We start from the raw sequence: 12,887 nt of genomic DNA, 5'->3' as shown, positions 1-12,887 counted from the left end.
CAATCAACTCGTCTATACAACAAAGCGTTAGATTGGAATCATCCATAACGCCGCGAGCCAAGAAAGCCCCATAATCAAGGAAAACACAACGCCCCAACGCGGTGTTTTTACCACCACAGGCGCGGTATTATGACTTTTTTTACGACCGTATATCATCGCGCTAACAAGACGTTCTTTTAAACAAAGCTCATGATAAAGCACGGCTAAAACATGCAACGCGACCAAACCAAGCAATATATTCGGTAAAAAGCGATGAATAGACGCCAGCTGCTCGGCGAGTGTTTCAGGAATCAGTGAATAAAAAGGCCCATACGTAAGCACTTCATCACTGTTAAACAGACCTGTTCCCCACTGCACACTCAACGCGACCAAGAGAGCCACCACCATCAGCGCCCCCACAGGATTATGACCTAAGTAGTGCCTAGGTTTGCCTTTTAAAAGGGTTTTCAAATAGCGAATGACAATACTCGGACCTTTGACAAACTGACGAAAGCGAGCGTAATAAGAGCCATAAAAACCATACAAAACACGCGCAATAATAACGGCAGACAAACCATAACCCATGTAGAAATGGTATTGCAGATAATCTTCTTCAGATTTTCCGGTGAGGATCAAACCAGTGAACAGCAACACCATCAGCCAATGACTGATGCGAATAGGCCAATCCCATACTAATGTTGATCTCATCTTAGTGATCCTCTCATGCTCTCATTGGGTATGTAGAATAGGTTGATAATAAACACTCGCTTGCTAAAGAGTGACATTAAACATTATGCTGTGAAAAGCAACATTCTCTTTCGCTATTCGGCTTAGCGACAAGATAAATAGGCTTTTCAATACATCATAAACTCGTGAAGGATAAGACAAATATGATCGTTATATTACTGCTAATAATGATTTTTGGCCTTGCTCTACTGTCTTATTTATTATTGTTTAACGGGCGTTTTTTCAGCCGACAAAGCGCCGTTATCGAAGCGCCTATCGACGTTATCGCAGAGGATTTAAGCGACCTAAGCAATTGGCCTAATTGGCTTCCTTGGCTGATCTTTGAACCTGATGCCGAGGTAACATACGAATACCTCAATTCCGGAATTCTGTCTGTATTACCGTCTTGTTTGGTCTGGCGTGGGGCTCTGATTAAAGAAGGGTATATATCATTGGAACCTGCGCGATCCAGTGCCCATTATTTTCATACTTTATTGGAAGCGCCCGCGTTTTACCCAAGCGACGTCCATTTTAATATCAATTTAACGAAGCAAAAAAAACGCACTTCCGTCACGATTCAAATAACCGGAAAACTGCCTTTTTTCAAACGCTGGAAACAAGGTAATTACCGAATTAGAGCCAATAAAGACGCTGAATTAGCGCTGTTGAAAATATTGGCGTATCTGAGTAAGTACAACACAACGTCTGATCATGATTACAAAGCGCCCTCCTTTGAATGGCTCGCAAAGACGACGTTAGATACAGTAGATGCTGTTACTCGTCCTTTTGTTGTAAGCAACCAACCCATGTCGCAAAAAATGGATCAAGGCTTCCACGATCTACTCACTGATCTAGGCCCAGAGAACCCACCTGCCGGCCCCAGTTTTGCGCTGTATAAAAAAGTAGACCTTGCACACCACTATTTCTCAGGTCGATTAGGCATTCCTGTGCAGAATTTAGTACCTTGCCCGCTATGTCCTGAACGCATCGTATTGCATGGCCACTATCTGCACTTGCGCTATGTTGGTAGCTACCAGCATTTATCTTTAGCTTGGCATGTTTTATACAGCTTCATGAGATTACATAAGCTCAAAGTCAATCGTCGGCGCTATGGCGTTGAAACGTTTGAAGTTGGGCCATTACAAACCAACAGTTCGAAAGACTTTGTCACATTAGTGTGTTTGCCCATCAAATAATTGGCTTAACCGTCGTTTTATGGGAGAGTCTGACTTTAAGTATTCATAAGGAAAGCAAACAGTGTTTACCTCTCCCAGCGTTATGCAACTCGTTGATAGTCTGATCCGAATCGTTTTGACCATCGCTTTTTTCTATACGTTTAAAGCCTATTTAGACGTACAGAATGATTTATTAGTCGCGTTCGGCTCAGTACTTTGCTCATTCATTGTATTTAAAGGATCTGTATTTCTCTTCAATAAATGGGTGACAAAAAAGAGCCCTTCTTAATCTTAAGGGTTCAGTATTTTACGTATTCTAATGCTTTCAATCCCCCTGAATAAATAGCGCAGATTAAATGGATACAAGTCAGCGTTCTCACTAACTTTCAGATAAATATGAGTCTTTCTATGACCACTCTCTATCAAGAACATATTGCGGTTCTTACCAATCGCTATGAAGACGCCATGGTACATTTTGGCCTCGATGCCATTGTTTTAGCTTCAGGGGAAAAAAGTTATTATTTTCAGGATGACCATACACACCCTTTTCAAGCCTATTCAGGTGCGCAACAATGGTTGCCTTTTACAATAGGCGCAGAAACCTACATTTTGCTACAAACAGGTAAAAAACCAACGCTTGTTTGGCCCGTTCGTGACGATTTTTGGCACGCCCCAAACCCTATTCCCAGCGGGGATTGGCAGCAAGACTGGGACGTTTCGTTGGCCAGAAGAACCGACAAATGGTTCACCGCCTTACCCAAAAACGTGGCTTGGCTTGGTCCACAACCAATGACATTTGCCGTTCCTTGCGAGGGATTAAAAGCCTATGTGGATTTTGCTAAAGCGGTCAAAACACCTTTTGAAATCCAAGCAATGCGACAAGCAAACCTGCGTGGTGCAACTGGCCATATAGCCGCAAAAGAAGCATTTTTAGCCGGCATGAGCGAACTTGAAATCCACCTCGCCTTTTTACAGGCCAGTCAACAAACTGCGGCCCAAGAACCTTATCCCGGCATTGTCGGTTTAAATGAACACGCCGCAGTGCTGCATTATGAACACAAAGCCATCGAGAAAATGGCGAACTCTCGCACCTTATTGATCGATGCTGGCGCCAACGAGCACGGCTATGCCAGTGATATAACTCGGACTTTTGTACGTCATGATGACGACTTTAGTGCCTTGGTAAATGACCTTGATACAATGGAACAAAAGCTTTGTCGCAGTGCGGTGGCTGGTGTGTCTTTTCGAGACCTACATAAAGACACCTTAGCAGGCATTGCAACCTTGCTGCACGATCATAAGATTTGTACTTTAGGCGTGGAAGAACAGTTAGCCAAACGCATTCCGCAGGTGTTCTTTCCTCATGGCTTAGGTCATTTGCTTGGCTTGCAGGTTCACGATGTGGGCGGCCACCAAGTTGATCAAGCCGGTACGCTAAGCTTACCAAACGACGATGCGCCTTTCTTAAGACTCACTAAAACCTTAGAAAAAGACATGGTGATCACGATTGAACCGGGGCTGTATTTCATTCCTATGTTGCTTGATAAAATGCAGGCCAACATAAAAGATCACGGCTGCGATATGACGCGCATTCAACAATTCATGCCTTATGGTGGAATACGAATTGAAGACAATGTGGTTGTCAAAAATGATTTACCGGAAAATTTAACCCGCGAAGCGTTTACCAACATAAGCTAATCCCCACTTTCTCTACCCATCGATATAGTACGCTTTATATTGATGGGTCTGTTCTTCTATCACTTCTCTTAAAAAATCGATTTTTCACATTTCTGCTCGGCTACTTATAACTAAAAGGTTATAAAATAAGTAAAATATGGAATAGATACTGTCTTTAACAACAGCAACTCTTAGGCTAAGGTTGTTGCAGTTGCCAAGTACGCATTCAATGATTGAGCTCGTATTTATAACTAAAACGCTAACTAAGCCAAGCAGTCCCCTTTTGGACACTACAGAGGCACCATAATGAAAAAAACAACAATTACGTTATTAGCAGCATTATCTCTTTCATCGACGTTAAGTTTTGCAGATTACCCAACGAAAGACATTCAAGGCATGATCCAATGGGGAGCAGGCGGCTCAACAGACACTGTTATGCGTTCTATTGCCCCTCACGTTGAGAAAGAACTTGGAACAGATCTTATCTTAACGAATAAAACCGGTGGCGTTGGCGCCATTGCAACAAAATACGTTAATGCTAAAAAAGCCGACGGCTATACACTGTTGATGGGCGCTGAAAACCCTCAAATGTACAAAATCCTAGGCCTTTCTAACATAGACTATAGCGACATGATTGCTATTAACGTCTTAGCTCGTGGCACACCAATCATAGTGGCAAACAACGATGCGCCATTTAATACAATGCAAGAATTCATCGACTACACGAAAGCCAACCCTGGTAAAGTTAAAATAGGCTCAACAGGAAAAGGCGGCTTAACCTCTATTATACTTGCCATGCTGGGCTCTCAGGTAAAACTGGATTACATCAGTATTCCATACAATGGTGATGGTCCAGCCCTAACCGCTATTCAAGGCGGTGCGATCGATGTAATGCCTGCTGTACTAGGTGCAACTATTGAACAAATTAAAGCAGGCCGTATGAAAGCCATCAGCATTGTTGATGTTAAAGCCAATAAACTTTTGCCTAACTTAGCGCCAATCACTGACGCACTACCAGGCATGAAAGCATACCTTCCATGGGGACCATTCTTTGGTGTCTTCGTGAAAAAAGGCACACCGGATGAAGCAGTAGAAAAATTACAAATGGCCTTTCAAAAAGCCGCTTACAACGAAGATTTTATTGATCTAATGCAAAAACGTGGTTTTACCATCATGAATATTTCAGGCGAAGAAGCTGACTACTTCCTAGAAGCGTACCGTTCAACGTCTTCTTGGTTAGTACATGATGCGGGCTTTAGTAAATACTCACCAGAAAAGTTCGGTATTCGCAAACCACAATAAGGTTTAAATACAGTTCTCATCTCTAGACGTGACTTGCTGAAAAGCAAGCGCGTCTCACTTTTGTTTTACCTGGAGTTACAATGTCCAGTCATCCCTCTTTGATAAAAACCCGTAAGCCCGGAGAACGAGTCTTTTGCTTTCTCTTGGTCATGGGCAGCATTTATTTGTTTTGGCAAGCTTACAAAATATCAGGATTCAGCGAACTAAGTTCTCCAGGGGCTTTTCCTCTTGCGGCATCAGCAACTATGATTTTGGCGTCCTGCATTGCGTTTATTAATACCTTGAAGCTGCCTGAAGCGGAAGGCGTTCGCTTTGTACATCACTGCTTTCCCCCTATCGTTGCGACCATCATGGCATTGATTTTGGTCTACTCAATCATATTAGAAAGTTTAGGATTCATTCTTTCCAGCTTTGCCTTCTTGTTTATTTCCATTCAGTTTTTATATCGATGCCGTATACTGACGACACTCTCGATTACACTTCTGGCCTTAGTGGTTGTATACATCGTATTTCGTCTCGTTTTTCAAGTTGTACTGCCTGAAGGCATCGTACCTGAGCGCGAAATCCTATCCTCAATAAAGTCTCTGTGGAGATAATCATTTTATGGATGCTTTACATTATTTCGCCATGTCTTGGCTGTCACCAGAATTACTCGCTTTAACAGCACTGGGCACTTTTTTAGGCATTTATGTCGGCGCTATTCCTGGCCTTTCGGTCACCATGGCAGTCTCAATATTGATTTCTTTTACTTTTTCATGGGATGTAAATTACGCACTTTCTCTCATGGTGGGCGTTTACATGGGCGGCGTCTACGGTGGCTCACGTACCGCGATATTGTTGAATATTCCAGGCGCACCTTCGGCCATCGCTACGGCGCTCGATGGCTATCCGTTAGCGAAAAAAGGCTTAGCTGGGGAAGCCATTGGCTTATCTACAGTTATGTCGGTTGTCGGTGGTTTTGTCGGTATTATCGTCTTGGCGATTGCCGCGCCGACAGTAAGTGAATTTGCCATCACCTTTCAACCACGAGATTACATGATGCTGGGAGTATTAGGCATCATGTTGGTTGGCTCTCTTTCTGGTAGTAGCTTAGCAAGAGGCATTTTCGCCGGCGCGCTAGGACTACTGATTGGTACCGTTGGACTCGATCCAATGACCGCCGAAGAGCGTTTCACGTTCGGCGTTGTTGAGCTTTGGGATGGAATCAATCCCGTCGCGGTAATGATTGGCATGTTTGGTATTTCTGAAGCCTTACATCAGTTACACCATATGGATAAAGCGGTGGTTAAACAGAAAATTTCTAGTGTTATTCCGAAATGGTCTGATGTGAAAAAATACATGCCGCTAAGCTTACAAACCTCTTTTATTGGTGTCATTGTCGGCGCGTTACCAGGTACAGGGGGCGACATTGCCGCACTCATGGCCTACGACCACGCTAAGCGGGTTACCAAAGACCCAGAAGTACCCTTTGGTGAAGGTGCGAAAGAAGGCTTAATTGCACCTGAAGCAGCCAATAACGCCGCTGTAGGCGGAGCCTATATTCCCATGCTTACACTGGGAATTCCCGGCGATGCCGTAACCGCAGTGTTTATCGGTGCATTATTTATCCATGGATTGAATCCCGGCCCCTTATTGCTGATAGAACAACCTCACATGTTTTGGTTCACCGTTGGTAATCTGACATTAGCGAATATTTTCGTGCTTATCTTCGGCTTAACCGGCATAAGGCTTTTCGCAAAAATTGTCGAATGTCCAAAAGGCATTTTGATTCCGTTGATATTCTTGCTGTCCATTGTTGGCGCTTACGCTATTAATAATGCCATCACAGACATTTGGTGGATGTTGGCCTTCGGGGTATTTGGTTACTTTATGCGTATTTACGGGTTCCCCGTTGGCCCTGTTATTTTGGGTGTCATTCTGAGCTCACTAACCGATGAAAACTGGCGTCGTGCGATTTTGACCGAACGCGGTTCAGTAAGCGACTTGGTCATCAATATATTCCATAGCCCACTTTCGACCGTATTGTTTAGTGTGATTATCTTTATCCTCGTCACCCAAACCCCTATTTGGACAAAATGGCTAAAGCCGTTAATCTCACCTAAATCGGCTTAATATTTCTGTAAAAAAAAACACCAGCCCTCTCTTTTCCATTGGAATTATGAGGGTGGTGTTCATCAGACCGACTCTTATCTAATCGAACAAGTCCCTGCTCTTTGTAAACATAAACCAATCCTTTTAACATCACCTTCACAAAGAGCGTTAAAAACCCAATAACAGACTAAGTACCAATATTTGACATAAAAAAACCGGAGATCGTTGCCAATCTCCGGCTGAAGAACACACCATGAAATAACTCACCCCCCGCAATGGAAATGAGTTATTTTTTCTCCTGGCGTGCTTGGGAGGCAAGACGCACAAAAGCATTCACTTCACCATAACGACTGTAATCACCCACTCTTTGTACGACTTCAAAAAAGACACCATGAACTTCTTCTGTGTAAAAATGGAAGAACTCACCCTCGTCATTTTGGTCATACATAATATTGTGTGACTGCAATTTTTTAATTAAGTCTGAAGACAAGCCAAAGCGCGCTTCAATATCACGATAATAGTTCTGTGGAATGGGCAGCTGCTTCTCGCTATCAATGTTTTTTGCTGCAGCAAAAATATCATCGCAAGCGAAAGCAATTTGATGCACACCAGAACCTTTTGATTTCTGAATAAAGCGCTGCGCCGAAGCACCACGAGCGTTGGTCATATTCAAGGGAATACGCACGCGTTTGTCTTTGCTCAGCGCCGTACGGCTAACCACTAATCCATGAATATCAGGCAGATCCTGACTCGCATCAATATCGAAGCCAAACAAGGATTTATAGAAGAAAGTCGCCGATAAAAAATCCGTGTTTGAAACGGTTTGTCCAATATGATCAAAGCGCGTTAAGCCAACGCCAGCTTCGCCTTGAATACCCTGAACTGGCTTAAAGTCGACATCAAAAAAACGCACAGCGGCATCCGCAGAAACCAGATAAACAAGGCTGTCGCCAATACCACGAACCGCCGGAATGTTTAACTCACCGGGGCCTGCTTGATTATCAAAACGCTCGACTAAATAACGTTCCGCAAGGGATAAAGTGGCTTTCACATCATCAGAAGAAAACGCCATCGCACACACAGATACGCCATGTTTTTGGAAATGCTCGTGCGCCTGACTCTTAGGCTCGCGATTCAAGATCAAATTGATATTGCCTTGTCGCATTAGACTGACATTTTTAGAACGGTGCCTATGGGTTTCTTCAAAACCCAGCTGGGCAAGTGTATTGGTCAGCGCTTCGCCACTTTCGCCTTCGATCGCGAATTCTAAGAATTCGACATCTTTCACTTGTGGCGCTTGAATAGGCGCGGTTTTTTCTTCACGTTTACTGACTGTTTGATCGTCTAACCAGATCAACGAACGCATACCATCAATGGCTTTTTCTAACGGAGAAGAGGAACGAAATTCGTCGTTAAAAATTTCATGAGACAAATAGTCATCAAACCCTTTGTCTTTCAGCACTTGTAAAAACTCGACCACTGGCATGTCGCCTTGACCGGGGAAACAACGAAAATGTCGGCTGTATTGCAGCACGTCCATTTGCAGGCTTGGCGCATCGGCCACTTGTACAAGAGCAATTTTGTTTAGCGGAATGTCATCACGTAAAACATCTAACGTATTACCACGAGAAAACATGTGGAACGTATCTAAAATAATACCCAAATTCGGATGATCAACACGCTTAACCAGATCCCATGCTTCATGGTAATCGGCAATATGATAACCCCAAGCAAGAGCTTCATAACCCAGCATGATGCCTTCTTTTTTTGCTATTTCGGCAAGCGCAAATAAGTCCGCCGCGCAAACGTCACGATCCGCAGAAGAATAAGGCTGCACGTTACTGCAAAACAACAGACGATTCGTACCCAACTCATGAGCAACATCAATCTTATGCTGCAACATCTTTGCCTTTTGCGAACGCATCGGCTCAGGCATGCCTTCCATATCACGAAATGGTTGTAAGGCAATAATTTCCAAACCTAGATCTTGCGCCATACGACGCACATCTTTTGGCGAGCCATCGAACTGAGTTAAATCATTCTCGAAGATCTCTACGCCTTGAAAACCGGCTTTTGCCGCCGCTTCGAATTTTTCTCTCAGCGTGCCAGATAAGGTAACGGTTGCGAGTGCTGTTTTCATTCTTACGCCCTGACAGTCTAGGTTCCATAACGAAATCGATATATGAGAAACAAAACAGTTTTTTGCTTCTATATTTACTAAGATTGATGCTAGCACAAGATTTTTATCTTGAGCGTCATTTGAAGAATGAAATAAAGCGCCAAAAATATATCGAAAAAGGAATACATAGCGTCTTTCCAAAGACGTGACATAGGAGTGTAATATAAGAAAATTATTCCTTTATTAACGCGTGTCATGCGCCTTAGTACTTCTTATTTAGCAACTGATTATCAGCCACTAAAACCATGCGTATACGACGGAAGACTTTTTATGCTAGAAAACCGTATCAAATATCGCCACCTTCAATGCTTTTTAGAAGTTACTCGCCAAGGTAGCGTTGTTCGCGCCGCCGATGTTTTGGCACTTACTCAACCCGCTGTCTCAAAAAAACTGAAAGAACTGGAAGATATTCTGGGAGTCAGGCTTTTAGAACGTAGTAAAAGAGGCGTTGAACTTACGCCTTTCGGCAATGTATTTCTGGAACATGCAAGCACCAGCGTTGCTGCATTACGAGAAGGCACAGAACGTGTCGCTCAAGCCCAACAAAAAGGCATCAGTCGAATAAGTATTGGGGTACTACCAACCGTCGCAACCAGCATTTTGCCAGAATCCGTAAAACGCTTTCGCACTGGGGGAATTGATGTTCGTCTACATTTAGTTTCAGGCCCAAACGCGTTATTGATGAGTCAGTTGCGAGTCGGCGAATTGGATTTAGTGGTTGGACGTTTAGGCGTTCCGGAAGCCATGTCTGGCCTGTCGTTCCAGCATTTGTATTCTGAACAAGTGACGTTTACGGTTCGACCTAATCATCCATTGCTGACAAAAGAAAACTTCAAAATCAGCGATATTGCCAATTACACCGTACTCTACCCGCCAAAAGGCTCTATTACTGCCCCCTATGTGGATCGTTTTTTATTGTCCCAAGGCGTTAGTACACTTACCGATAGAATCGACACTGTCTCAGACTCATTTGGTAAAGAGTTTATTCGTAACAACGATGCGGTCTGGATCATTTCTCGTGGTGTAGTGGCTCGGGAGATTTCTGATGGAGAACTGGATGAATTACCTATTGATACCAAAGAAACACTAGGTGCGGTTGGCCTCACTACGAGAGCAGACTCTGTTCCGTCGATGGCACTGAAGCTGTTTATGAATGCGATTCGAGATACCGCACAAACATTAGACAGCTATTACAAACCGATTGATCATCACCATAAAAATGAGCCCGCAATTTAAACTGCTCTTTTAGCTACCAAAACAGGAACCTTAGATGCTGACTATTATTGCGATCACAACCCCAATTTTTATCATGATAATGTTGGGGTATTTTGCTGTTCGTAGTTCGCTTGTGCCTAGCGTAACGATTGCTGGCATGGCAAAAATCGTCATGTATTTCACACTACCAGCATTGATTTTTAGCACCTTAGCCAGAATGGAATTCAATGAGGTTATAGTTCCAACCTATCTTGCTACTTACGCCATCGGTTCCGTATTAACCATGCTAATCGGTGTATTTATCAGCTTAAAAGTGATGAATCGTTCTTTAATCGAGAGCACATTAAAAGGCGTAGGGATGGCAAATTCAAATTCTGCCTTCTTCGCCTATCCAGTGATGTTGCTGGCGTTTAGTAATCCACCAACAGCAGCGTTCGCCATGTCATTAATCATCGAGAATATCCTAATTCTGCCTATCACTTTTGTGATTTTAGAAGTCTGTTCTTCCAGAGGACAAGGCCTCAAACCCACCTATATGTTCTATACTGTCGTAAAAAGATTGATCAAAAATCCGTTGATTTTGGCTGTCTCTGGCGGTGTATTAGCGTCGACCTTTCACCTAGAGTTACCAGCGGTCATTGATCGAGTTTTGGTAATGCTATCAGGCGCATCAGCAACACTCGCACTCATTGTGCTTGGTGGCTCATTAGTTGGAACCAGCCTAACCGGTAACGCCAAAGATATTTGCTTTGTCACGACCGGAAAACTGGTATTACACCCCTTGATGATTGCTGTCGTGGCGCTCTTTATGCCAGAAATGGACCGCAACCTTTTGCTCGGCGGCATCTTGATTGCAGCAGTACCGATGATGAGTATTTATCCGATTATTGGCAGTCAATATGGGTATCGTTCTTTATGCGCCAGTATTTTGTTGATCACCACACTGGCGTCTTTTGTCACACTGGCCATTATTTTGTCATTAATGGGTTTAAATTAGCTAAGAAAATCAGCACTTAAATGATGTAATGAGCGCAATAGTCATAATTAAGCTTTGAGCTTATACACTAAACCCTGAACCCCCAACACATACCCTTGCACGCCCATACCAACCACAATTCCCGCCGCCGCTGGTGATATGTAAGAATGATGACGGAAGGCTTCACGGGCATGGACATTAGAGATGTGGACTTCAATCACTGGCACATCAGCACCTTTTATTGCATCGTGAAGAGCAACGGATGTGTGAGTATAAGCGCCTGGATTGAATACCACGCCCAACACTTCGCCCGCTTTAATACGGCGGCCCGCTTCATGAATTAGATCAATCAATACGCCTTCATGATTCGATTGATGACATTCCACATCGTGGCCTAATGACAACGCCGCCTCTCGGCACATAGTTTCTACGTCCGCTAGGGTTTCGTAACCATAAGTTTCAGGCTCACGCGTGCCAAGTAAGTTCAAATTCGGGCCGTTCAATACCATGATGGTAGACATAATAATTTCTCCTAAGAGTCAACGTAACTGTTTAATAAAGCATACTTTCACACTAAAAAGCGCAGCAATACACTCAATGTAAAAAATGACAACACTGTCGTGATAAGCAGTGTACTGGCGCAGAAGCTTTGCTCTCCATATTCACCACCAATAATGGGGTAAATACTGAACATTGGCACTGATGCAAAAATAATCACTGCAACTTTTAAGTCACTTGGCATATTCGGTGTCAGCAACAGCAGAGCTGTCACAATTAATGGGAAGAAAATCAGTTTTGAAAATGCCACTAAAGACATTTGCCCAAGACTACCTTTAATTGACAGCCCTACTAGCGATCCGCCAATCACAATCAAGGCAGCAGGCGCCGAACCTGTAGCAAGCATATCCAATCCTCGCTCTATAAAAACGGGTAAGACTAGGCCAAGGGATGAGCAAACCACTCCAGTAAATACGGCTAATATGATCGGATTAGTCGCAATCCGCTTAATCACAGGCAACAAAATTGGCTTGCCATTTGCGTTACGTTTTCCAAGTACAGTTTCAATAAAAATAAGGCCGACAGGAAATAAAATAACGTTTTCCACCATCACCGCCATGGCAAAAGCATGCATCATGGGATGATCAAAAAACTGCAGTAATATGGGAAAGCCAATAAAAGCACTATTTGACATAGAGCTTCCTAGACCACGAATGCCACAGGCCTCCCACTGATCACGAAAGACCATTCGACTCACAACAATGGTGAATACAAAGGAAGACAGCCCCCCTACGGTATACACCATAATGTATTGCGGATTGATCAGTTCATTGAGGTCCATGCTTAATAATTTAGTAAATACCAGCGCAGGCAAGGCAAAGTACATGACAAACCGGCTCAGTCCAGGCAAAAGCGCCTTTGGGATGAAACGAAGACGGATACCTAAATAGCCCAAAAATATCAAAAAAAAGATCGGCGCTGTGATGTTGATTACGGCTTCCATGTCACCATGTCCTCGTAGTTGCTTACATCAAGTCGACTTGATGTCTCTGTATTTTTCATCCATTGG

The 12,887-nt window shown here is 43.5% G+C and carries 11 protein-coding genes; 7 read left to right on the top strand and 4 right to left on the bottom strand.

Features of this window, described 5'->3' with window-relative positions; all coding sequences use genetic code 11:
* Positions 1-27: 27 nt before the first annotated feature.
* A complete protein-coding gene (locus tag MP3633_RS02280) occupies positions 28-687 on the bottom strand; it encodes a cytochrome b/b6 domain-containing protein (protein ID WP_176334305.1) in 660 nt (219 codons plus the stop codon).
* 182 nt (positions 688-869) lie between these two features.
* On the opposite strand from MP3633_RS02280, the gene MP3633_RS02275 reads away from it, so the two are divergent.
* From MP3633_RS02275 to MP3633_RS02255, 5 genes are all read left to right on the top strand, one after another.
* The gene (locus MP3633_RS02275) at positions 870-1,901 is read left to right on the top strand and encodes an SRPBCC family protein (protein ID WP_176334304.1); all 1,032 of its coding nucleotides are present in this window, start codon (positions 870-872) and stop codon (positions 1,899-1,901) included.
* Between the two features lie 387 nt (positions 1,902-2,288).
* Positions 2,289-3,578 carry a Xaa-Pro dipeptidase gene (gene pepQ, locus MP3633_RS02270; RefSeq protein ID WP_244959781.1) on the top strand — a complete coding sequence of 430 codons (1,290 nt, stop codon included), beginning with the start codon at positions 2,289-2,291 and terminating at the stop codon, positions 3,576-3,578.
* Positions 3,579-3,863: 285 nt separating this feature from the next.
* A complete protein-coding gene (locus MP3633_RS02265; protein WP_176334302.1) occupies positions 3,864-4,859 on the top strand; it encodes a tripartite tricarboxylate transporter substrate binding protein in 996 nt (331 codons plus the stop codon).
* 80 nt (positions 4,860-4,939) lie between these two features.
* Complete coding sequence (locus MP3633_RS02260) at positions 4,940-5,455, top strand: tripartite tricarboxylate transporter TctB family protein (RefSeq protein ID WP_176334301.1); 516 nt, start codon at positions 4,940-4,942, stop codon at positions 5,453-5,455.
* A gap of 7 nt (positions 5,456-5,462) precedes the next feature.
* Positions 5,463-6,971: a tripartite tricarboxylate transporter permease gene (locus MP3633_RS02255; protein ID WP_176334300.1), complete on the top strand. Its 1,509-nt coding sequence runs from the start codon at positions 5,463-5,465 to the stop codon at positions 6,969-6,971.
* Positions 6,972-7,236: 265 nt separating this feature from the next.
* Here MP3633_RS02255 and MP3633_RS02250 read toward each other — a convergent pair whose 3' ends face one another.
* A complete protein-coding gene (locus tag MP3633_RS02250; RefSeq protein WP_176334299.1) occupies positions 7,237-9,090 on the bottom strand; it encodes a bifunctional sugar phosphate isomerase/epimerase/4-hydroxyphenylpyruvate dioxygenase family protein in 1,854 nt (617 codons plus the stop codon).
* Between the two features lie 309 nt (positions 9,091-9,399).
* Here MP3633_RS02250 and pcaQ point away from each other — a divergent pair, with 309 nt between their 5' ends.
* Together pcaQ and MP3633_RS02240 are read left to right on the top strand one after the other, a co-directional pair.
* A complete protein-coding gene (pcaQ, locus tag MP3633_RS02245) occupies positions 9,400-10,365 on the top strand; it encodes a pca operon transcription factor PcaQ (RefSeq protein WP_176334298.1) in 966 nt (321 codons plus the stop codon).
* 34 nt (positions 10,366-10,399) lie between these two features.
* Positions 10,400-11,341 carry an AEC family transporter gene (locus tag MP3633_RS02240; RefSeq protein ID WP_176334297.1) on the top strand — a complete coding sequence of 314 codons (942 nt, stop codon included), beginning with the start codon at positions 10,400-10,402 and terminating at the stop codon, positions 11,339-11,341.
* 47 nt (positions 11,342-11,388) lie between these two features.
* Here MP3633_RS02240 and aroQ read toward each other — a convergent pair whose 3' ends face one another.
* Together aroQ and MP3633_RS02230 are read right to left on the bottom strand one after the other, a co-directional pair.
* Complete coding sequence (gene aroQ, locus MP3633_RS02235) at positions 11,389-11,841, bottom strand: type II 3-dehydroquinate dehydratase (RefSeq protein WP_176334296.1); 453 nt, start codon at positions 11,839-11,841, stop codon at positions 11,389-11,391.
* A 47-nt stretch (positions 11,842-11,888) separates the two neighbouring features.
* Positions 11,889-12,821: an AEC family transporter gene (locus MP3633_RS02230; protein WP_176334295.1), complete on the bottom strand. Its 933-nt coding sequence runs from the start codon at positions 12,819-12,821 to the stop codon at positions 11,889-11,891.
* Positions 12,822-12,887 lie beyond the last annotated feature (66 nt).

The sequence above is a fragment of the Marinomonas primoryensis genome, from assembly GCF_013372285.1.
In the GTDB taxonomy this organism is placed as follows: Bacteria; Pseudomonadota; Gammaproteobacteria; order Pseudomonadales; family Marinomonadaceae; genus Marinomonas; species Marinomonas primoryensis.
The sequence above is the reverse complement of the archived record's forward strand: the minus strand, read 5'-3'. Positions and strand labels throughout refer to the sequence as shown.

Excerpts from the sequence above, each read along its gene's own strand:
- pepQ (WP_244959781.1), top strand. The coding sequence starts at position 2,289 with ATGACCACTCTCTATCAAGAACATATTGCGGTTCTTACCAATCGCTAT.
- MP3633_RS02230 (WP_176334295.1), bottom strand. The coding sequence starts at position 12,821 with ATGGAAGCCGTAATCAACATCACAGCGCCGATCTTTTTTTTGATATTT.
- MP3633_RS02275 (WP_176334304.1), top strand. The coding sequence starts at position 870 with ATGATCGTTATATTACTGCTAATAATGATTTTTGGCCTTGCTCTACTG.
- MP3633_RS02250 (WP_176334299.1), bottom strand. The coding sequence starts at position 9,090 with ATGAAAACAGCACTCGCAACCGTTACCTTATCTGGCACGCTGAGAGAA.
- MP3633_RS02255 (WP_176334300.1), top strand. The coding sequence starts at position 5,463 with ATGGATGCTTTACATTATTTCGCCATGTCTTGGCTGTCACCAGAATTA.
- MP3633_RS02260 (WP_176334301.1), top strand. The coding sequence starts at position 4,940 with ATGTCCAGTCATCCCTCTTTGATAAAAACCCGTAAGCCCGGAGAACGA.
- pcaQ (WP_176334298.1), top strand. The coding sequence starts at position 9,400 with ATGCTAGAAAACCGTATCAAATATCGCCACCTTCAATGCTTTTTAGAA.
- MP3633_RS02240 (WP_176334297.1), top strand. The coding sequence starts at position 10,400 with ATGCTGACTATTATTGCGATCACAACCCCAATTTTTATCATGATAATG.
- MP3633_RS02280 (WP_176334305.1), bottom strand. The coding sequence starts at position 687 with ATGAGATCAACATTAGTATGGGATTGGCCTATTCGCATCAGTCATTGG.
- MP3633_RS02265 (WP_176334302.1), top strand. The coding sequence starts at position 3,864 with ATGAAAAAAACAACAATTACGTTATTAGCAGCATTATCTCTTTCATCG.
- aroQ (WP_176334296.1), bottom strand. The coding sequence starts at position 11,841 with ATGTCTACCATCATGGTATTGAACGGCCCGAATTTGAACTTACTTGGC.